18 protein-coding genes and 2 pseudogenes are annotated in these 20,403 nt (G+C 63.8%); 12 read left to right on the plus strand and 8 right to left on the minus strand.

The window, feature by feature from the left end; translation table 11 throughout:
* Positions 1-219: 219 nt before the first annotated feature.
* Positions 220-1,089, minus strand: coding sequence for an alpha/beta fold hydrolase (locus tag ACODS4_RS04865; protein ID WP_488861264.1), 870 nt, complete (start codon positions 1,087-1,089; stop codon positions 220-222).
* Between the two features lie 479 nt (positions 1,090-1,568).
* On the opposite strand from ACODS4_RS04865, the gene ACODS4_RS04870 reads away from it, so the two are divergent.
* The 3 genes from ACODS4_RS04870 to ACODS4_RS04880 all read left to right on the plus strand — a co-directional run bounded on the left by ACODS4_RS04870 (position 1,569) and on the right by ACODS4_RS04880 (position 5,623).
* Positions 1,569-2,498, plus strand: coding sequence for an HNH endonuclease (locus ACODS4_RS04870; RefSeq protein WP_222533519.1), 930 nt, complete (start codon positions 1,569-1,571; stop codon positions 2,496-2,498).
* 127 nt (positions 2,499-2,625) lie between these two features.
* On the plus strand, positions 2,626-3,699 hold the full coding sequence (locus ACODS4_RS04875; protein WP_488861266.1) for a hypothetical protein: 1,074 nt from the start codon (positions 2,626-2,628) through the stop codon (positions 3,697-3,699).
* Positions 3,700-3,805: 106 nt separating this feature from the next.
* On the plus strand, positions 3,806-5,623 hold the full coding sequence (locus ACODS4_RS04880; protein WP_488861268.1) for a class I SAM-dependent methyltransferase: 1,818 nt from the start codon (positions 3,806-3,808) through the stop codon (positions 5,621-5,623).
* Here the strand turns inward: ACODS4_RS04880 and ACODS4_RS04885 are convergent.
* Positions 5,535-6,212: a hypothetical protein gene (locus tag ACODS4_RS04885; protein WP_488861270.1), complete on the minus strand. Its 678-nt coding sequence runs from the start codon at positions 6,210-6,212 to the stop codon at positions 5,535-5,537. The genes ACODS4_RS04880 and ACODS4_RS04885 overlap by 89 nt on opposite strands.
* Before the next feature lie 139 nt (positions 6,213-6,351).
* Here ACODS4_RS04885 and ACODS4_RS04890 point away from each other — a divergent pair.
* Positions 6,352-6,912 (plus strand): annotated as a pseudogene (locus ACODS4_RS04890) (IS630 family transposase); the annotation flags it as partial.
* Positions 6,913-7,680: 768 nt separating this feature from the next.
* Here ACODS4_RS04890 and ACODS4_RS04895 read toward each other — a convergent pair.
* Positions 7,681-8,049 carry an Ivy family c-type lysozyme inhibitor gene (locus ACODS4_RS04895; protein ID WP_488861272.1) on the minus strand — a complete coding sequence of 123 codons (369 nt, stop codon included), beginning with the start codon at positions 8,047-8,049 and terminating at the stop codon, positions 7,681-7,683.
* A 55-nt stretch (positions 8,050-8,104) separates the two neighbouring features.
* Positions 8,105-8,695: a hypothetical protein gene (locus ACODS4_RS04900; protein WP_488861274.1), complete on the minus strand. Its 591-nt coding sequence runs from the start codon at positions 8,693-8,695 to the stop codon at positions 8,105-8,107.
* Positions 8,696-8,853: 158 nt separating this feature from the next.
* On the opposite strand from ACODS4_RS04900, the gene ACODS4_RS04905 reads away from it, so the two are divergent.
* Entirely contained in the window at positions 8,854-9,210 is a 357-nt protein-coding gene (locus tag ACODS4_RS04905) for a helix-turn-helix domain-containing protein (RefSeq protein WP_222533525.1), read from the plus strand.
* Between the two features lie 133 nt (positions 9,211-9,343).
* Here ACODS4_RS04905 and ACODS4_RS04910 read toward each other — a convergent pair.
* The 4 genes and pseudogenes from ACODS4_RS04910 to ACODS4_RS04925 all read right to left on the minus strand — a co-directional run.
* Positions 9,344-9,753: pseudogene (locus tag ACODS4_RS04910) on the minus strand (adenylosuccinate synthetase); the annotation flags it as partial.
* Between the two features lie 98 nt (positions 9,754-9,851).
* Positions 9,852-10,238 (minus strand): HNH endonuclease, encoded by a 387-nt coding sequence (locus ACODS4_RS04915; protein ID WP_488861277.1) that lies wholly within the window; start codon positions 10,236-10,238, stop codon positions 9,852-9,854.
* 10 nt (positions 10,239-10,248) lie between these two features.
* A complete protein-coding gene (locus ACODS4_RS04920) occupies positions 10,249-10,704 on the minus strand; it encodes a hypothetical protein (protein ID WP_488861279.1) in 456 nt (151 codons plus the stop codon).
* Positions 10,705-10,858: 154 nt separating this feature from the next.
* Positions 10,859-11,353, minus strand: a complete 495-nt coding sequence (locus tag ACODS4_RS04925) for a hypothetical protein (RefSeq protein WP_488861281.1) — start codon at positions 11,351-11,353, stop codon at positions 10,859-10,861.
* A 1,218-nt stretch (positions 11,354-12,571) separates the two neighbouring features.
* Between ACODS4_RS04925 and ACODS4_RS04930 the strand changes: the two genes are divergently transcribed.
* The 7 genes from ACODS4_RS04930 (at position 12,572) to ACODS4_RS04960 (ending at position 20,299) form a co-directional block, all read left to right on the plus strand.
* A complete protein-coding gene (locus ACODS4_RS04930; protein WP_488861283.1) occupies positions 12,572-14,974 on the plus strand; it encodes a hypothetical protein in 2,403 nt (800 codons plus the stop codon).
* 246 nt (positions 14,975-15,220) lie between these two features.
* Positions 15,221-15,646 carry a Ros/MucR family transcriptional regulator gene (locus tag ACODS4_RS04935; protein WP_488861285.1) on the plus strand — a complete coding sequence of 142 codons (426 nt, stop codon included), beginning with the start codon at positions 15,221-15,223 and terminating at the stop codon, positions 15,644-15,646.
* Positions 15,647-16,058: 412 nt separating this feature from the next.
* Positions 16,059-16,418: a His-Xaa-Ser system protein HxsD gene (gene hxsD / locus ACODS4_RS04940; RefSeq protein ID WP_488861287.1), complete on the plus strand. Its 360-nt coding sequence runs from the start codon at positions 16,059-16,061 to the stop codon at positions 16,416-16,418.
* A gap of 9 nt (positions 16,419-16,427) precedes the next feature.
* A complete protein-coding gene (gene hxsB, locus ACODS4_RS04945) occupies positions 16,428-17,936 on the plus strand; it encodes a His-Xaa-Ser system radical SAM maturase HxsB (RefSeq protein WP_488861289.1) in 1,509 nt (502 codons plus the stop codon).
* Entirely contained in the window at positions 17,936-19,123 is a 1,188-nt protein-coding gene (hxsC, locus tag ACODS4_RS04950) for a His-Xaa-Ser system radical SAM maturase HxsC (protein ID WP_488861291.1), read from the plus strand. Before hxsB ends, hxsC begins: the two co-directional genes overlap by 1 nt.
* Positions 19,120-19,782 (plus strand): His-Xaa-Ser repeat protein HxsA, encoded by a 663-nt coding sequence (hxsA, locus tag ACODS4_RS04955; RefSeq protein ID WP_488861293.1) that lies wholly within the window; start codon positions 19,120-19,122, stop codon positions 19,780-19,782. The genes hxsC and hxsA overlap by 4 nt, the downstream gene beginning before the upstream one ends.
* A 97-nt stretch (positions 19,783-19,879) precedes the next feature.
* The gene (locus ACODS4_RS04960; protein ID WP_488861295.1) at positions 19,880-20,299 is read left to right on the plus strand and encodes a hypothetical protein; all 420 of its coding nucleotides are present in this window, start codon (positions 19,880-19,882) and stop codon (positions 20,297-20,299) included.
* The last annotated feature ends 104 nt before the right edge of the window (positions 20,300-20,403 follow it).

Raw genomic sequence — 20,403 nt, forward strand, 5'->3', positions numbered from 1 at the left:
CTAAATGCGCTCTTAAACGCAGATTTTCGCCGTTTTCCCTGGGAGTTTCCGCCAAGGCCACCGGGTTCCGACCGCTTCGTTGTGTTCCGTTGGACTCCCAGACGCTTTATCCGACGCCAAACCTGCTTGAGTGCCTTGTTGGCGGTTATCGGAGCGTAACTCATCAGCTGCTTTGGCCTGACAAGGTGGTGTGCGTCGTCCTCGGTTAGGCCTGTCAACTCATGGGCGACTTTCCATGGCCAGGAATGTCAGGAGCTCCCGGGCAAGCTCCTCCGGCGCCTCCTCGGCCATATGGTGCCCGCAGTCCAGGCCGCGGCCACGCAGATCGGGCGCCCACGGCCGCCAGACTGAGAGGACGTCGCCATAGAGCACCTCGAGGTCATCGCGCATTGACCATAGAGCGAGGGTCGGGCAGCCGAGGGGCCGCCCCGCCTGCCGGTCCGCTTCGTCATGCTCCCGGTCGATGCCGAGGCCTGCGCGGTAGTCCTCCATCATGCCGTGGATTGTGTCCGGGTTGTGGATGGCCGCCCTGTAGTCGGTATAGGCCTCGGCCCCCATCACGTCAGACGAGCCGCCGTACCAAGCGTCTGGATCGGCAATGATCGCCCGCTCCGGCTTGTCCGGCTGGCCGTAGAAGAACCAATGCCACCAGGCCTTGGCGAAGCGGGCATCGCAACGTCCCAGGGCCTCTGCGATGGGAACGCCGTCCAGCACCGCCAAATGCGTGATCGCCTGGGGATGGTCCATCGCTGTGCGGAAGGCCGTGTAGGAACCCCGGTCATGCCCGACGATGGCGAAGCGGTCGAGGCCGAGGCGGCGCATCAGCGCGACGCAGTCACGGGCCTTGGCACGCTTGGACGATCCTTCATGATCCGGCGTATCGGTGGGCTTCGACGACTGGCCGAAGCCACGAAGGTCCGGGCAGACGACGGTGTGATGCGCTGCAAGCAGAGGGGCGACGCGGTGCCATGTGGCATGGGTGCGGGGATGCCCGTGGAGAAGCAGCACCGGCGGGCCATTCCCGCCATGCCGCACCCGCAAGGTCGCCTCCGGCAGGTCCACCATCTCCAGACGGAAGCCTTCGAACATCGACGTCTCCGATGGCAAACAGCGTGGGGGACAAAGGATGCCGCTTCCCAGAACAAGCACCAAGCTGGCCCGTTCCGGTTCGCCACCATGGTCGGACTCGGCGTCGCGGCATTGTCCCCACGCATGGTACCATTCGGCACCGTCGACGTAGGCCCGCGGCGGGGGCTTCCGGCCCTTCCGCGTCTGCCTGTGGGTTCTGCACACCAGGGTCGGAGACGGACAACCGCGGGCCGCGCTCGCGGCCTTATCGGCAGCGTTCAGGAGCGCGGTTCGAGGCTGATGGGCTCCTTCAGCAGCCCACATTCCGTTGAAATGGCCAGCCAAGCGTTCGATCGCTCGGTCAGCCATGGGCTGCGATACTCGCTGACGTGGCGGCGGTTCACATCCGACGCGGGAGCCCTTTCGAGAGAGTACAATCCGCCTGTACGGCGGCGATGAAACTGCTACCCTTCGACGTCTGATCTGACACCCATGGACCGATGAACGATCCCGACGCCTCTATCCGGCTTGCCGCCTTCGAGCGCCTGAGGCTGTTGGTGCAGCTGCATGGCGGTTCGCTGCCATGGAGCGTGGTCAACGAGGGCTTCGTCCACGAGGGTGCGCGAATTCATTTCGCTACGAAGGCCGAGGGAATCTTCAAACCGGCCTCAATGACGGGCGTGCTGAGCGTCACAACGGTGGTTCCGCGTGCCGGGCGGCGGGCCTGGTACCATGACCAGCTTGAATCCGAAGCCAAGTTGGCGATGGCGGCGGATGGGTTGTCCTATGCCTTCAACGGCACCGATCCCGACAGCAGGCAAAACAGGCTTCTCCGCGACGCCAGGGACAGGCAACTACCGATCATCTACTTCTTTGGCGTCGCCCCAGCGATATACGAGCCGATCTTCCCGGCTTACGTCGTGGAGTGGGATCCGAAGGCCCTGTCGGTGAAACTCGCCCCGAAGCCTCTCGCAGACACCGCCACCCTCTGGACGCCGCCAAATCCGGACGAGCGCCGGTATGCTCTGAGGCAAGTCAAGCAGCGGCTGCACCAGTCGGCGTTCCGGGAGCGCGTGGTGGCGGCCTATGGCGGCCGGTGTGCGCTGACCGGGTTGCCTGAGGTGCGATTGGTGGATGCTGCCCACATCATCCCCGACGGCGACGTCGAGCGTGGGCAGCCCGACATCCGCAATGGCATCTGCATGAGCAGGCTGCATCACGCTGCCTACGACGCGGATTTAATCAGTATTGACCCCGACCATCGCATCCACATCTCCGAACGCCTGCTCGAGCAGCATGACGGACCGATGCTGGAGCTCGGCCTGAAGGCGTTGAAGGGACAGCTGATCCGGATGCCGCGCGAGGACCTGATGAAGCCCGATCCTGACCGGCTTGCGGTCCGGTTCGAGCGGTTCAGGAAGGCAGCCTAGCCATGACATCCGCCCGCCAGCGCTCCATGGCGACCGTCCAGTGAATCGGTTTCCATCCTCAGTCCCCGCCAACCCAAATGGCCGCTCGCAAACGGCCTTGGCGGCCACGGCCCGGCTGGCGCGTCGAATGATGGTCGCCGGGCTTTCGGTCGCCATAGTCGTGACGCCGTTTACCGTCTCGCTGGCCGATACCGTTCCGACCGATGCCGATGTACGGGACGCTCTCATCACCATGCTGAAGCAGGTCGCTCCCAAGGAGCGCCTCGAGCAGCAGATCGCGTCGGCGTTGGACCGTGACGCACCCGAGGAGGCCGAAGACTATCTCGACGTCGCCGATCTCCTCCAGGTGCCGGTCGACCCCGCGCTGCGCACCCGTTTCGCGGACGAGAACTCGGGCCTGCGGGCTGCGGAAAGGAACATCCGGCGGGCCGCGATGGGGTTCGTGACCGGCGAAGGGGAGGGGACAGTTGGAATGGCCGCAGCGATTGCCTCAGATTTGACGGTGGTCGGCGACATTCGTGACCTGAAGGAACAGGCGTCGCGCATTGTGCGAGATGAGCCGGTCGATGATCTGGTACTGGGGCTGTCGATAGCCGGGGTGTCGATGTCAGCGGCGACCGTGGTCACGGCGGGAGGCGCCCTGCCGATCAAGACGGGCATCTCCCTGGCCAAGCTGGCAAGGAAGACCGGCAAGCTGACCGCCCGGTTCCAAGACGAGCTTTCCTGGATCGTCGCCCGGGCCGTCAAAACCTCGGCGTTCCGGCAATCGGTGGCTGGGATCCCCTGGTACCGCGTCGACGATCTGGCGAGAGCCGCCCGCACCCACGCCGCCCGTGTCGACACGAGGGAGGTTCAGAGCGTACTCGCCTCGGTAACCCAGGTCAGCAGGGTGACATCGCCTTCCAGGACGCTTGCCATCCTGCGCCACGTCGACAACGTGAAAGAACTCCAAGATGCAGAACGTGCGGCAAAAGCCCTGGGAAAGCCGGTAAGCGGCGCATTCCGCCTTGCTGGGAAGCGTGTGTTTTCTGCGATGGCCCATATCGTGAAGATCACCGCAAAGCTGATATTGGCCCTGATCGCCGCCATCCTCGGCGCGATATCGTTCTTGATCGGCCTTTTCATCAAGGTGAGATCGGCGATGCGCCTATGGCGGGGGCTCTGCTCGAGGCTGTCGTCGGCGAGGACCAAGGCGGCATGATTCGGCAACTGCTTTCCGTCGGCCGAGGCGAGCTGGATGGTCCCGCCTCTCGGCAATGGTATCGAGGCGGCTCCTATCTTCCCTGCCAGCACGGCAGTGTTTGGTCATGACCGATCCTCACCCGACAGCACCGGAGCATCTCGATACGACGCCGAACGGGGACACCGTGTCGACCTACGACCGCCGCGCCCAGGAGTTCGTCGCCCAGTACGAGACCATCGCCTTCGAGGAGCTCTACGCCGACGTCCTCGACCTGATTCCGTCCCAGCCGTCAGCGGTGCTGGATGTCGGGGCTGGGTCCGGCCGCGACGCGGCTTGGCTGGCTGGCCGTGGCCATTTCGTCGTCGCCATCGAACCGGCGGCTGGAATGCGTGAGGAGGCCGCCCGCAGGCACACGGCAACCGGGATCCAGTGGATGGATGACCGGCTGCCGGGACTGGAGCGGGTCCACCGCACCGGCATGGTATTCGACCTGATCATGCTGGCTGCCGTCTGGATGCACGTGCCACCGGCCGACCGGCGGCGTGCCTTCCGGAAGCTGGTGACGCTGCTGAAGCCGGGTGGCCGAATGATCGTCAGCTTGCGGCATGGGCCGAGCGATCCGGAACGGCCGATGCTCCCCGTCAGCCGCGCGGAGATCGAGCGCCTCGCAGCCGAGCATGGCGCCATGGTCAACCGGGTCATCAAGACGTCGGACCGCCTCGGTCGGTCGGACGTCAGTTGGGAAACCGTCGTTGTCCAGTTGGCGGATGACGGCACCGGTGCGTTACCGCTGATCCGGCACATCGTTCTCAATGACGCGAAGAGCAGCAGCTACAAGCTGGCTCTGCTGCGCGTGGTCGCGCGGGCGGCCGATGCCTCCCCCGGCCTTGCAATGGCCGACGGCGATGATGGTGTGGTTCTCCCGCTCGGGCTGATTGCCCTCTATTGGATCAGGATGTTCCTGCCGCTGGTCGCGGCTGACCTGCCGCAGACGCCGACCAGCCGGAACGGGGGCGGGCTGGGCTTCGTCAAGGAGCCATTCCGACGGCTCGCTGGCACCACGCCGCCCGAACTCCGGGTCGGCGCAGAGTTCCTGGGCGACGCTGGCCAGGCGCTGGCCGGAGCCATCCGGGACGCGGCGAGGACGATCGCCGAGATGCCTGCGCATTACATCACCTACCCCGGAAGCGACCGCCAAGTGTTCGGAGCCGTGCTCCGGCGCGGCCCGCGCCTTGGCGAACGGCTGGTGCTGGACGCAGCCTATCTGTGGTCGGTTGGCGACTTCCGGATTCCGCTGAGCGTCTGGCACGCCTTGACGCGCCTGAACACTTGGATCGAGCCCGCGCTCACCATGGAGTGGACTCGGCTGATGCAGCAGTATCTGGCCCGTCAAGGTCGCTCCGTCCCTGAAGGGCATATCGCCGAGGCCCTCGCGTGGCTCGATCCCCAGCGTGGCACCGTCGAGGTCCGGCGCCTCACCGCTGCCATGTTCGATGCCGGGCAGCCGGTCTATTGCGTGTGGACGGGCCGGAAGCTGCGGCAGGAGAGCCTGGACATCGACCATTGCCTGCCGTTCTCAGCATGGCCGAACGCCGACCTCTGGAACCTGATGCCTGCCGACGCGCGCGTTAACCGGTACCGGAAGGCGGACCGCCTCGTCTCGGCCGATCTGCTGGACCGCTGTGGCGACCGGATTACGGACTGGTGGGAGCGGGCGTATCTGCGAGGCGGCGATGTCCTGGCGCGCCGGTTCGGCCGCGAGGCGGCGGCGTCATTGCCGGTGGATGCGGTACTTGATGGCTTGGTCGGTTCTGGACCGGTCCTGGAGGCGGTGGCCGCCAAGCGGCTGATGCTCAGGGCGACACAGCAGCTGCCGGAGTGGAATGGCCAGCTGGCTCCTCGGCAGGGCGCGGAGGAGCCACCAGCGTCGTCTCCTGCCTGACGGAGTCCGCGAGGGGGAGAATCTTCGGATTGAGGCTCGAAAGCAGCATCAAGGCGTTCAGGCGCTGCTTTGGGGACATGCCGCTGCCGCTCCCGGCGAAGGCGAGATAGCAGGCGGCGTCGAAGGAAATCGCGTCCACCCCATTCAGCGACAGGACGGAGCAGAGCGTCGTATTCGACTTCACTGCCTGATAGGCCAGCCAGCAGGTCCCACTTTCCAAGACGCCGTACATTTCCTCGGGCATCAACCCTGTGCCTGGCAACTCCGCGGCCAGCGCCCGGAGCGCAGAAGAATCCCTCCAGTCATCGAGGTATCGGGTCGGGTCGTCTCCCCAGGGGAAGTATCTGCTCGCCTCCATCCATCTGACGGCGGCTGGGACGATCCTGGTCGCCAGCGGCTGGTTTCGGGCATCTCTACTGGCGAGCAGATGGTCGATGGCTTGGCGAACGAGCGGTTCCGCGTGGCGGGGATGCAGGGAAAGCAAGCCCCTATCTCCGATGGCGCTCACGGCAGAGCAGGCCAACTCACCACTTGCCATCCCCATTGCCCAGGTTGCCGCCCACCCAGCGAGCTCGTTCAGGCCAATCATCACTGCCTCCGTCTCCAGTAGATGAGGGAAGCGTTGATCGACCGAACGCATGGGACGAGGGCGGTCGCTCGACGGTCTTCAGGAGCGGCAAAATTATCCCCTCGCGCAAATCAACGAATAGATGGCGGCGCCCCATAGGTTGGACCCGCCCTGCCATGCGGTTGTGCTGTCCATCGACGAGAAGAGCCAGATCCAGGCGCTCGACCGCACCCAGCCCGGCCTGCCGCTGAAGCCCGGCAAGTGCGGGACGATGACGCACGACTACAAGCGCAACGGCACCACCACGCTGTTCGCCGCGCTGAACACGCTGGACGGCACCGTGGTCGGGCGCTGCATGTCCAAGCACACCCGCAAGGAGTTCATCCGATTCCTCGCCGCCGTGGAACGTGCCGTCCCAGCGGGCAAGGTGATCCACGCCATCGTCGACAACTATGCCACCCACTCCCACCCGAAGGTGCTGGCGTCGCTGGCCGATCATCCCCGTTGGGTGTTCCATTTCACGCCCACCTCGGCCTCTTGGATCAACGCCGTCGAGGGCTTCTTCGTGATCGTCACCCGCCGAAGCATCCGCCGGGGCGTCTTCAAGTCCGTGCCCGATCTCCAGGACGCTATCGCCCGCTACATCCGCGCCCACAACAAGGCCGCCAAGCCCGTCGTCTGGACCAAGCCCGCCAGCACCATCTTCGCCAAACTTGACAGGCTGCCTGCACCTTCTGAATTAGTCAGTGCACTGGGCGAAGCGCAGCATGGCGCGACGTTCCTCGGGGGACAGGGCCCGCGGCTTCAGTTCAGTGTTGGCCTGCCGCGACCGAGCGCCTTCCAGACCGGCGCGGGCGTACCAGGGGGAGGCGCGTCAGCCGTTGATGACCCAGATGCCGAGGCTGATGATGCCACCCACCCCGGCGGCCAGCAGTCCGAGGGTTGCAAACAGGAGGGAACCCCGGAGCGCGATGATGAAGCCGCAGGGGGCGCCGACGATCTGGGCGGTGCGGCCGAGGATTCCCAATGTGCCATCGCCGTACTGGATGGCAAGCCACTGTGGGATGAAGAATCCGATGGCTCCGCCCATGAGCCAGCAGAAGAACAGGAAAATGGCGAGGATTCCGGTCACCATGTCCCCGCCGCGAAAACCCCAAGTGGGCACGGCGGCGCAGAAAATGGCCGTCAATACCGGGATGCCGACGATGTAGATGAGATAGATGGCGGTCATGAAAAGAGCCTCCGGAAGCGCGGTTGGCTGGTGACGGTACTGGAGTCGGAAAGGGCGGCGACAGGGGCAGCGCTCAATGGCTTTCCGTTTTGCTTGGGTGTGGTGGCGTCGCCATGTTGGCGCGCCGTCTCCTGGTGGTCCGCCGGTACAGGCTGTTGGTGAGGCGCCGACATGTTGAGGTCACCGGACCGGCGTCTGTTGAGCATTGATGACTGCGGGATTGGCGTAGCTTTCCGCTGACACCAAGCAAGCCGATGGTCAGTCCCCTATGGTCAGCAGCGGCTTCACATGGGCGGGTGGGGCGCCGTAGTAGCGGGTGTTCTCCCCGTCCTCAGTGAGTGACGCCCAAACGTTGCCATTGTGGTCGAGCGCGAGGCGGGCGTGGACGGTTGCACAGTTGCTGGGCTGACACCCGAAGCCGAACACGACACCCTCGCGCTCCTCCATGGGGGCGCTGACGCCGAGCTTGGCCCAGGTCGACCACACCTCGAATTCCGGGGCGGGCATGATTTTCCGCACCGCGTCCAGCACCGCCTGATCCTTCATGACCTCATAAACTTCCTTGCCCTTGGCGCGCTCGGCATGGTCGGCGGCCAGCGCGGGCGAGACGGGACCGACCACAATCATGATCAAGGCAGCCAAGCCAGAGAATGCCACCAATACGAACCTTGTACGCACGCTGCTACTGCTTGGAACCTTTACCAAGATTTCGCTCCAGCCCGGCGAACCAGTCAGGACGCTTGGGCCGGGGTGACTTTTCGGAGGGGCTCGGCGCATGGCCTCCCAAAGCGGCCGCACGGGCGGCTTCGAATTGTTCGGCAGACGGTACTTTTGATGACAGGAACGCCGGGAGAAACGCAAAGAGTCCGAATCCCCAACACGGAAGAATGGCGAACACGCCAACGGTAGCGAGGCCGCTTTTGTCTCCCTCGAGGAGAGCCCCCAATGCGATGAGGGCGACGGGCCCAAAAAACGCCAACGTGGTGACAATCTTTCCAATCCTTCGGTCTTCCACGAAGCCTTCAAAATCGCTTGCGAAGCGATCTCCCAGCTGAGCCGCCAGAAGGAGGTGGGGGCCATTGCCGTACAAGAAGAACACCCCATTTTCGCCCGGCTGAATGTACGAATCCACAGTGCTTCTTGTCTTTACGGACTTAACAAGCACCACCTCGCCGTTATTATTCAGAAATCTAATATAATCATAAACTATCTCGTCTTTTGTGCCGCGGCTGGGGCCGACCGATTCAATTTTTCCCTTTATCGTCTTGAGCATGAACTTGTCCTCGGCTTCCAGAAACTCGTTCGACCGTGTGGAATGCGCCGCACCACCCTGACTGCGTAGCGGGTTACATCATATACCCCAGCATTTCTACGGTTGAAAGTAGGAAGTCTACGTAGACCGAGGCGCGGTGTCGCGGGCACACCGGATGCATGGAAGGGCTCGGAAAACGACTGCGCGAGCGGGCGCAAGCCTTGGGGCTGACGGACACCGAGGTGGCCCGGCGAGCCGGGCTGGGCGAACGGCGGTACGGGCATTATATCCAGAATCGGCATGAACCCGACCTTGGAACTCTGGTGAAGATCGCCTCCGTCCTTGGCGCAACCACCGACAGTTTGCTGCTGCCGGAGCAGGGCGAGGCCTCAAGCGAGCGCCAGGCCCTGATGGCGCGGTTGACCGCGGCAGCCGAAGCGATGGAGGTCGACGACCTGCGTCCTGTGGTCCGGATGCTTGAGGTATTGGTCGAGGACCGCCGAAGCCGCGGACGTCCCGCCGAGCAGGAAGGCTGATCACGCCGCTTTTGGCGACAGCTTCACTCCGTGGTGTTCTCAGCTCAGCCTCACCTGACGCTGAGCGTCGGATACCCAGAGGTTCCGCATGTACGGGTGCAGGCTGCATTGACCCGGTGCGTGTGGAGACTCGCTAATCCGCGAACTGGTCGCGCATCAGGATGGCGTCCTCACGCTCCGGGCTGGTGGACAGCAGCGTGATCGGGGCCTCAATCAGCTCCTCGATGCAACTGGTGAACGTGACCGTGGCGGCCGGGAGCTGCGCCCAGCTGCGCGCCCCGCAGGTGCTGTTCTGCTACCCCGGAACGGGCCCGAGCCGACGCGCGTCATGTAGGCCTTGGTGATTCCGAGCACGAAGCCGATCTGCTTCGGCCCGACGCTGGAGCCCACGGCGGCCTGGGCGGCAACCATGTTGGACGAGATCACGTAGGGATAGGTGCCATGGTCGATGTCGAGCATGGCACCCTGCGCGCCCTCGAAGAGGATGCGGCGGCCCGCCTTGCGCGCCTGGTCTAGGCGCTCCCAGACCGGCTGCCCGGGCGGATACTGGCACCACGCCCTCGGCCGAGATGGCAGCGCAGTACGTCAGCTGTTGCGCATCCCTGTCGAGCAAGATTGATAGCTGGGAGGTGAGTGGTTATTCAGGCGGCGATGTCGTGATGAACCAGCGCCAACAGTTCGATGGCTTGTCCCACTTGGAAGCCACCGACCGCAAAGTCGAAGGGGGCGTCGACACGGTGCAGGACTCGGTGGTGGTTCGGGCAGATCAGGACCATGTTCGAGAGGTCGTCCTGGCCGCCGCGGCTGAGCCACCGGACATGGTGCCCTTCGCAGATGTCGGCGCCGTAGCGTGCGCGGGGCGCCCATTCGCAGATCTGGCAGCGGCCGTCGTACAGATTGCGCAGGGCTTCAACATGCTGCCGGTCACGCCGGACCGCCTCGGTCATCAGGTACCGGCGTCGCTCTTCCGCCAAGCCGGGCTCCTCGTCCCGCATCAAGGCCGCGTCTGCGGCTTCATCCCCGGCCACCAGCAGGGCTTCAAGGCGCTCTTCGGGAACCAGGCGCGCGCGGCTCGAGCGACATCTCTGCGGCGTAGGCGGCCAGCAGCTGATGGTCAGCCTCGGTGAGGCGGCGGACGGCCGCATGCCCCTGGAACGCTCGGCCGAGCACGTCGCCGCCAGCGCGCACCGACAGCCTGCGGATCAACATCGTGGTGTCGGGCTGACCGTCGGCCTTGAAATACCGTGAGCGTCGTAGGTCGCCCCAGAGCCGGTAAAGGCCGTATCGGTAGCCTTTGGGGTTCAGGGTCTTAGCGGAGGCGACAAGTTCGGCCGCCAGCACATAAACGCCATCCCGCCGCCGTGTGAACGCCCACAGGCTGTCCCCGAGCTCGACCTCATGGAGCAGCGGGTTCGCTTGGTTGAGGTGGTACGCGACCCCGAAGTCCAGGTCGCGGGCGTAGTTGTCGCCACGCCAGTAGTACAGCAGCGGCATGTTCAGGGTTTGGGTCGGGGCGTTCTGCTCGTGAAGGTATCAGCGCGGGCGGCTTCTGGAAACAGGGCCTGGGCGGCGACACGCCTGTCCAGGACATGTGGACTCGATCCACGCAGAGCCTGAGAGTGATTGGTCTGGCTACGATGTCCTGGGACTACCAGCCAACACGCTGACGGCCCTCAGCGGTGTCCCAAGCGGCCGCCCACAGCTTCATCGCAGCCTGGAAGCCGAGCAAGGCCTCGGCCGCGTCCGCCATCGCGTTCGTGCACGCTGCCGTGCCGTTCGACACCTGTATGGACGCCGTCAAGTCGTGGGCCGCCTCGAGCCACCGACCGCGGAACGGCCCCTCATTGAAGATGCCGCCCTCAGCGGCCTGCTGACGCAGCTGAGCTGCTGTGGCGCGCAGGGCCAGCTCGATCCGCTCCGGCGGTAGCTTGACTGCTTCAGAGGTGAAGGTCAGGTGCACCCCGTTCCACAGGTCCAGATCAACCTTGTGCCCTCTGCCCGGAAGCGCGTGCATCCCGATGCAGCGGAGTTCGCCGTTGGCCAAGCGCCCCAGCAGATCAGCGGCGAGTGGTGCTGCTGACCTTGAAGGCGCCGTCGGTGCCTTCTGCCTGCGCCTGCTTGCAAGCTGGATTACCTCTCCCATCGCCGCTCCCTGAAACGCAAGGCACCGAGCGCCGGTGCCTCTAGCATCGTGCCCCGGTTCGGTTCTCTGTGCCATGGAAAATTGTTGAAGGGCCACAATCCTTGCGATCAGAGTGACGGTGTGGAGATCGCGGTCGAAGAGTGACGGCACCTTCGGCTGCCGAACCCGGCCAGTGCAGTGTGTTCGTGGATGTTCAGCGCACGGGGGTAGCCGGGGCGCGGTGACGTCGTGGGCATGTGAAACCAGCTCGGTCGACACCGTGGCTAATAGGGGCTCATCTGGGAGAAGACGGTTGACCAGCAGCGTGCGCCTGTGTCGGGTTGCCGCCGGACAGCGGCGTGCCCCACGCTCCGGGAATGGCATCGGATGTTGGGGGGATTTTTGTGTAATGTTTCTTTATATTTCATGGCCTTACGCGCAAAATGACGGCCAGAATAAAAGAGAACTAGAAACCGATTGTGAGGGTACAGTTAGTCTGGGGTGCGTGGACGTAGATCCGGACCGGATTAGCAGAACTCCGAGGGACTGCCGACAGGCGCGGGGCACGGAGCCGCAGGGGCTCGGGGGAGCGCGCCTCGGGCTCCGTTCCAGCCGGTCGTTGGGCGATGCGCGGCACTCTCTGGTGAGAGGAATCGCCGCTGGTGGCGTCAGCAGCGGATTTCCGCATACTATCTTTGTAAAGCAACGACTTATGCGCCGGTTCAGCCCCAGAGTAAAAGAGAATTAGGTAGCCTGCTAAGGTGTCCTGTATGTCCCTCGGACTGGCAGGCCCCATTTGGGCCGCGCCAGCCCCCGCCGAGGGTGTCCTTGCCCATCGCTGCGGACGGAGCTCGCCTGGTGTGGCGACCCGGTGGAGCGAGGACCGGGACATCTCTAAGGTACGGCTTCTCTGCCGGGGGGGGACCAGTGGGTTGGTGCCTGGGTAGGCCGAGTTGGAGATCAGCCTGACCTATCCACGGACGGTCCGCGCCGGAGGCAGGGTCTGCCGACTAAATTCTCTTTTATTCTGGGGCTTGAGTTTCTTGTAAGCGACTGAAATTACACACTTTCATACGAAAAAACATCTGCCTCGCAGTCTGCTTCAGCGAATGTCCGGGGCTTGGGCCAGCCGACATGCCGACCTGAAGGTTACATGGGCTTAGGAGGCCGATCACGAGGTCCTTGCGATCAGAGGTCGCATGCCGAACACTGGTACAAGGTTCCCCTGAGTCCACCACCATGGCCCGTACGTGCAACATCACTCATCCCCGGCCGAACACGGACCACAAGGGTGTCGTCGCGACCGCGCGAGGGCGGGCCGAGGATTGGGAGAAGGGGCTTGGTGTCGTCGCCGCCCTCGATGTGGAGACTTCCCTGGCCCGGCCAAACATGGACCTCGAAGCCTGGGCGGTCTACGTGACCTTGGCGGCCTACTGGTCAGCCGGGCGAACGACAATCCGTCTGTCGGCTCTGGCGCGATCAGCGGGGATCACCAAGAAGTCCGCCGAGGCTGCCCTGTGCCGCGCCGGTGGCTTGTCCTTCGCTCAATGGACGGAAAGCTGCAAGCGCCTGCCGAAAGGCGCGACCTTCGTCTACAAGATCTCTGATGGGATCGTCCGTGTCGACCGCGCCCTTGACGCTTGGCGGAACCAGGGCGTTTACATCCGGCTGCCGGTCGATGTCGTCCGTGCGGCACCGTCGGCTGCGGTGTTGCGTCTGTTCATCGCACTCGAAGGTGTTGTCGTGCGGCGCGACGGGAACGCTTGGCGTTCCTGGTCACGCGAGCGTCTGCGCAGCCTCCTCGGCTTGCCGCCCGCAGCCGACGTCGACGCTGAAGTCGCCGACGCTTTGCTGTGGGCATACCCGAGGGTTCGTGCCGATCGACGTGTCGTAGTCGATCACGACGGTGTGCTGGCCGTGGCGGCCGAACCAGCGAAGCAGCCGGTGGCAAAGCTGATCACCGACGGTTTCAACCCTCTCAACAGCTACTCAGCCCCGTACGCCAGCAGGGCTGCACTCCGCGCCGTGAGGGTGTTTGACGGCCCGATGCATGGTCAACGGATGGTCTTGCCGGGACTCTGGGCCCACCGCGCCGTCCACTACCTGTGCGCTGTGGGCGCTGCTACCACCGGAGAGCAGCTCATCGGCCAATGGCTGGTCTATGTTCACGCCCTTGATCGGGGCGTGAAGCCGCCACTGGCCGTGCGTGCGGACCTCTCCGATGGCGTCCGGCTCGCTTTCTCAGCCTTCGTGGACTCCTTGGCTCGCCTCGCGGTCGGCGGCCAAGCCTGGCTGCTGAGCGCAACCGAGGTGGACGTGGCCAAGGCCGCTCGCGTGCGCCGCTGGCTGTTTCGTAAGGGCTATGCCGGTGCCAACATTCATGCCTGGACTGACGACGGCCGCGTGATGACCGAACCCGTGTGGAGGCAGCACGAGGCTGAGCTGGACCGGGCTGCTCGCAAGGCCTTCCGGAAGGAGTCAGAGATCAGGACCATGAAGGCGGCCGAAGCCGAACTGTGGCATGTCGGCCACCCGGTTCCCGTCGACCTTCCTCCGCTGCCCGTCAGCACCGGCTCCTTGGGTGCGCTGGCCGCTCCGACCACGGTCGTCGATGCCGACCTTGTGACCGAACCGCTCATCCCTCAGTTCCCCCGCGTTGACGCCAAGGATATCCGGCGCGCACTGGCAAAGCTGATCAGCGAATCCACCAGCGACGCCGAGCGCGCCTTGGGCCGTGTCGCCATGGCCTACACCCGCGATCTTGCTGATGCTCCGCGGGGCTTGATGAAAGAGGTTCTCCAGAGGGATGGTCTGCCGCACGAAGGTCTTGCCTGGGCGGTTCTCACCCGTGAACACCCGTACGCAGGAGATACCAGTGTTCTCTGGCAGGCGGCATTGGAGGCGATGGCCTGTGAAGGGGATGGCGACGATCTGGAAGATGCGCAACGTCGTGCCGCGCGCCTAATTGCAGATGCGTTGCGCGCCGCTCAGGACGCCGTGGTCGAAGAGACGCAGATGCGGGCAATGCTCCGGGCAAGCTTGCTGGAACGGGGGAAGGAGACGGTGGTGCCGGTTCCGGCCGCAGTGGAGCCGTTCCGGCCGCATGCCGTCGTAACCAAGCCGTTCACGGGCTTCGGTGCCGGGGCGGCCGCCCCCGTGACCACTGTTCCAGTTCCGGTAGCCCCACAGCGTGACGTGGCGCAGACAACAGCCGCGTCCCCGGCGATGAAGTCGCCGGTCGTGCCGGTCGCCAGCGGTACGCTGGCGCAGCTGGAGCAGGCGCTGGCCTCGCTGCCCGCCAGGAAATCGTATAGCGGGCCACTGAATGCCTTGACCCAGTTCTATCTGCCCGCCCTGGCCAAGCAGTTGGGGGAGGGTGACGAGATCCGCGCCAAGCTGCGCATGTGCATCCTGGTTCACGCTGAAGGGATACCGGAAGGCCTGCGCTGTCCGGAAGGAGCCGAACGCACGGCGTTCGAACAGGCTGTTGTTACGGTTGCTGAAGCGATGCGGGCCAGCGACCACCGCGACGATCGCGAGAGCTTGGCCAACGCTGTTGGTGACCGTTTGCGGACGACCGTTGAAGCTCTTGCCGAGCAACTCGGCCTTGGTCATCTCGTCCCCGATGTCGAGGTCGGCTAATCATCGTCTGCTCAGGCGCTGGTGGCGATCATCTCAACAGCTTCCTTCAGTCGCGCTGACATGAACCTTGAGGTGGAGGTTCTGATTGGGGGTGTGATTTTTTTGCAAGATCCCCTTGCGCCTGAATCCGATCATGAATCAGAATAAAAATTAGATGGCGCTTGCGCGCTAGTAGCATTGGCCGTTGTGGTGCTTTGTGAGCCGTAGATTTCATCGCAAACGTGATGCATGAAAGAGAGACTGGTTATGGATTCTAAGATCAATCTTCCTGAGCAAGTTGCTGACGTTACCTCGGTGACCGCAGCGATCGTTTCTGCGTATGTGAGTGCGAACCGTGTCCAGCCGAACGAACTTCCGGAGATGATCCGCGTTGTTCATGCGGCTCTCTCTCAGCTTGGGCAGCCGATGGCTCCCGTTCAGCAGAAGCAGAAACAGGAGCCTGCGGTTGCGATCCGCAGGTCGGTCACGCCGGACTACATTGTCTGCTTGGAAGACGGCAAGAAGCTGAAGATGCTGAAGCGCCACCTTCGGACCACCTACGGCATGTCGCCCGAGGAGTACCGGGCCAAGTGGGGGCTTCCTGCCGAGTACCCGATGGTCGCTCCAAACTATGCCACGCGACGCAGCGAATTTGCCAAGCAGCTCGGCCTCGGTCGCAAGAAGGCGGCCTGAGGCGGGCAGGGTGGCCAGCCATGAACCCGTGGCTGGCCAGGTTGATGCCTGGGAAGCCGTCGAGGGTTTGCGCGCCACAGTATCGAAGGCGAGGACGCTAATTTTCCGTCCCGAATGACCCACCTCGGGTGGCTCGCCGATCCGGTTCGCGGACGCTCCTGTCCACCTATAATGCCGTCGCCTGCTGGGGCTCGAAACCTTTCCGGAGCCGCAGTCCAAGTTCTTTGATGAAATTTGCGCAAGGCTGCGCGTCCCTCCGGCTATCTGACGGCTGAACGCAGTGCATACCATGATATGCACGCTGAAGTTATGCGTATAGAAAGACGTTCGCAGAAATAGATTGAAACTGCCTCCCTGCTTTGACAGGTTGGACTACCTCTAATGGATAGTGCGCCAGCTACGGTTCTCAGCCATGCCAGCCCCCGCCGTAACCCAACCATCGGATGTTCCACGAGGCGCGGCGTTCCCGTTCGATTTTTCGGTGTCGGTAGACACGGCGATCTTCCCCAGGGAAGTTGTCCTTCGCACGTGTTACGCCTTCACCGACCGGTGCCACTGCTGGCTCGAGTCAGAGGAGGGCGCGCGTATCTTGGTCGGCTTCAGGCTCACGGCCCCATCGGCTGACCTGGATGCCATCAGGGGCGAGTTCGGGAACGCGCTGATCGACTTCGGCCTGCGCGCCAGCATCGAGGAGAAGACACGAGCCGTCCGTGAAGCCATCGTCACCGCGGCCCTGGCCGAGGCCAGCGCACCCGCACCGGCGAAGCGGTAGGAGGCCGGGTTGGCAGGGCGTCTCCCCTTTGCACCGCTGGCTGACTTCCAGTCGAAGGAACCGGGCTACCAACCGATGCCCTTCCGGTTCGCACGCATCCCGGGCGTCAATGGAAGGGTGCTGGTTACGTCCGAGGTCGGCGAGTTCGAGTTCCTGGACGAGGCAGACTTCGGAGCTTTCACGGCCGGGACGCTGAGTCCAGCCAGCGATACCTACGCGGACCTCCAAGGGAAGCATTTCCTTGCCGAGGGCGATCCCTCGACCACCCTCAGGATGGTCGCCGCGAAGTACCGAACCCGGAAGTCCTTCCTGAAGGGTGGACCGGCCCTTCACGTGTTCGTGGTGACGCTCCGGTGCGACCACAGCTGCCGATATTGCCAGGTCTCCCGGCAGACCGCCGACCAGGCACGATTCGACATGTCGGCCGAGACGGCCGCCGCGGCCATCGACCTGATGTTCCAGATGCCGTCGCCGTCCCTAACGGTTGAGTTCCAGGGTGGCGAACCCCTTCTTGCGTTCCCGCGCATCCGGCAGATCGTGGAAGCGATTGAGGAGCGCAATCGGGTCGAGGGTCGCTCCATCACCTACTCGATGACGTCGACCCTGCATCAGGCCGACGACGAGGTGCTGGAGTTCCTCCGCCGCCACAAGATCCAGCTTTCCACCTCGCTGGACGGTCCCGACGCCTTGCACGATGCCAACCGGCCCCGGCCCGGCCGGGAGTCCCACCGGCGCACCCTGGACGGTATCGGCCGCGTCCGGGCGGCTCTGGGCGAGCGCAGTCTCTCGGCGCTGACGACGCTTACCCGTGAGAGCCTGAAGCACCCCGAGGCGATCGTGGACGAATATGTCCGCCTTGGGTTCCCTTCCGCCTTCCTGCGGCCCCTCAGCCCGTTCGGCTTCGCCGCCAAGGCGGCGCAACGGATCGGCTACGGGATGGAGGAGTTCCTGCCCTTCTACGAAAGGGCGCTGGCCTACATCCTCGAGCTCAACCGCAAAGGCGTTGCGATCCAGGAGGCGTACACGGGCTTCCTCCTCAGCCATATCCTGACGCCGTTTCCGACCGGCTACGTCGACCTACGGTCGCCGACGGGCGCTGGTCTGGGCGCCCGGGTCTACAATTACGACGGCGGCGTCTACGCCTCCGATGAAGGTCGGATGCTGGCGGAGATGGGCGACCATAGCCTGCGGCTCGGCACCGTCCGCGACAGCCATGCCGAGCTCATGCAGTCCGAGGGCATGCAGCTGCTGCTCGCCACCGGCGTCGCCGAGGCGCTGCCCGGCTGCTCTGATTGCGCCTTCCTGCCTTACTGCGGCGCTGACCCGGTCTTCAACCTGGCGCGCGAGGGCGACCCCGTCGGCCATCGACCAACGAACGCCCACTGTGTCAAGCACACCGGCCTGTTCCGGATCCTGTTCCGCTACCTGGCCGAGGCCGACCCGCAGGTCATGAGGACCTTCACCTCCTGGGTGACCCAGCGGCCGGTCCAACGCCTGCCGAACGCGGAGGCTGCCTGATGCTTCCCCTTCACACACGAGCGGTGATCTCGGGGGCCCTGTCCCGGCCATTGCTGAAGGTCCTCGACCTCGCTGAGGCGTTGCGGGGAGACGTGCCTCATGAGCAGGTCGCCGTGCACCTGGATGAAGGCATCGACGTTGACACCGGCGTGCTGCGCGACCTGGGCTTCGCCGCGGTGATGCGGCCGGGTGCCTCCGACAGGCACCCAGACGATGTCCTCCCGGTCATCTGCGGGCTGAGCAATATCGACGTCGTGAATCCCGGCGACGTCATCCGGGTGCGGCAGGACAGCGGGCAGCTGAGCGTGCTCTACCGGCGCGGGGCGAACGCGAATTCCCTGTTCCTGACCGAGCAATGCAACAGCCGCTGCCTGATGTGCAGCCAGCCGCCGCGCAATGAGGACGACCTCTGGCGGGTTAGAGAACTCCTGGACCTCATCCCGCTCATCGACCGGGATCTGCCGCAGTTGGGTTTCACTGGCGGTGAGCCAACGCTGCTCGGCTCGCTGCTGCCGGAGCTTATCCGCGCCTGCAAGGCGGCGCTGCCGCGGACCGGCCTGCACATCCTGACCAACGGGCGCAACTTCGCCGACCCGGCCGTGGCCGACAGCGTCCATGAGGCAGCCGGGTGCGCAACCTGGGCGATCCCGCTCTATGCCACCGTGCCCTCCCGACACGATCATGTCGTACAGGCGGCGGGTGCCTTCGACGCGACGGTCAACGGCATCTACAATCTGGCCGAACGCGGGCACGCCATCGAGATCCGCTTCGTCGTGCATGCGCAGACCCTACCGCGCATGCAGCGCTTCGCGGAGTTCATCTGGCGGAACATGCCGTTCGTCAGCCACGTCGCTTTCATGGGACTGGAGCCGATGGGCTTCGCGAAGGTGAACCGGAATCTGCTGTGGGTGGATCCGTTGGACTATGGTCCGGCGCTGGCCGAGGCGGCTTGGCACCTCCAGGACCGCGGCATCACGACGTCGATCTACAACGTCCCGCTCTGCGTCCTGCCCGAGGCCGCTTGGTCGCTGGCGTGTCAGAGCATCTCCGATTGGAAGAACATCTACGACCCGGCTTGCGAGGGGTGCTCGATGCGGCCGCGCTGCTGCGGGTTCTTTGCGTCGCATGGCCCGGCATGGCGAAGCCGAGGCATCAGGGCATTCAGGTTCGAGGAGGCAGCGGAATGAAGAAGAACTGGGCCGAATACCTGAAGCAGGTGCTGGGGTGGACGGCTCCGACGGCGGCCACCCTGTCGAGCATCTGGTCGCCTGCGCAGGCAGGGCCGCTGCCGGTCCTATTGCCCGAGGCGCACCCGTCGAACACCCGGCTTCAGCCGCTGACCTTCGTGATGCCGAACCGGATGGAAGGCCCGGAGATCTACGTCGGTCACCGCAGCCATTCCAGCCACCGGAGCCACAGCAGCCATCGGTCGCATTATTCGAGCGCGGGCGGTTACACGTCGCCGTCCTATTCGGCGCCAGTCTATTCGCCTCCGCCGCCTCCACCCCCGGCCCCGGTCTACAGTGCTCCCTCCACGGTGACGACGCCGTCCTGGTCCAGCCCATCGAAGATGACGACCGCCCCTTACCAGCCGCCTGCACCGGCGTCCGGTTCGGCTTCTTCAGGAACCACAGCAGCGCCTCGAGCAAGCCAGCAGGACGCCATCGCGATGACGATGCGGGTCCAAGTCGAACTGATGAGGCTCGGCTACTACAAGGGCAAAATTGATGGGAAAATGGGACCGGGGACCAAGGAGGCGGTGCGGGCGTTCCAGCGGGCTGAGGGGCTGGCAGTCACGGGAGTGATGGATAATGCGACCCTGGGAAAGTTAGGGATTTCTAGCTAAAGGTACGAGGATTAACAAAAGACTTGGACGGGAAGCTAATATTTCAGAGTGAATATTTTCGCTTCCTAACTAGAACCACGACAAAAAGGAGGATTATATGGTCACTGTAAATATTACTATTGTCCCTGATGCTCCGCATGAGGCGCTCCATCAGCGCCAACTATTCTACAGAAGTATGGCTTATAATACTCCGGGTCAGCGCCCCGGATACGATAGGTCTTTCAATCATGCAAATCATGGATTTTGCTTCTATGGCAGTGACGGAAATAATGATGTGGAAATTGAAGTGTCTTTAAGGACGCTTTTTGAGTGGGACAGATATACGCAGAAGAGGAAAGCTTCTTTTTTAACAATGTACCCCGTCATAAGAAAATACTTGCTTGAAAAACGGACGATAGATATAGTCAGCATTGTCAAGACCTACCGATCTGAACAGGTCAGCGGACATCGGGACACGTACAATTGCTATGAGCCCGCTCCATCAATCTATCAAGAAATGCGCGCGCTTTTTCCTTGACAGTTGGTGAGCTTTCGAGCGTGCGCCATTTGCGGTCTGCGAGTGGATGGTCAGGCATAAACGCTCTCCACATTATTCTGCATTTGCGAGTACGCTGACGCACA

It is taken from the genome of Azospirillum sp. FG154, from assembly GCF_057809575.1.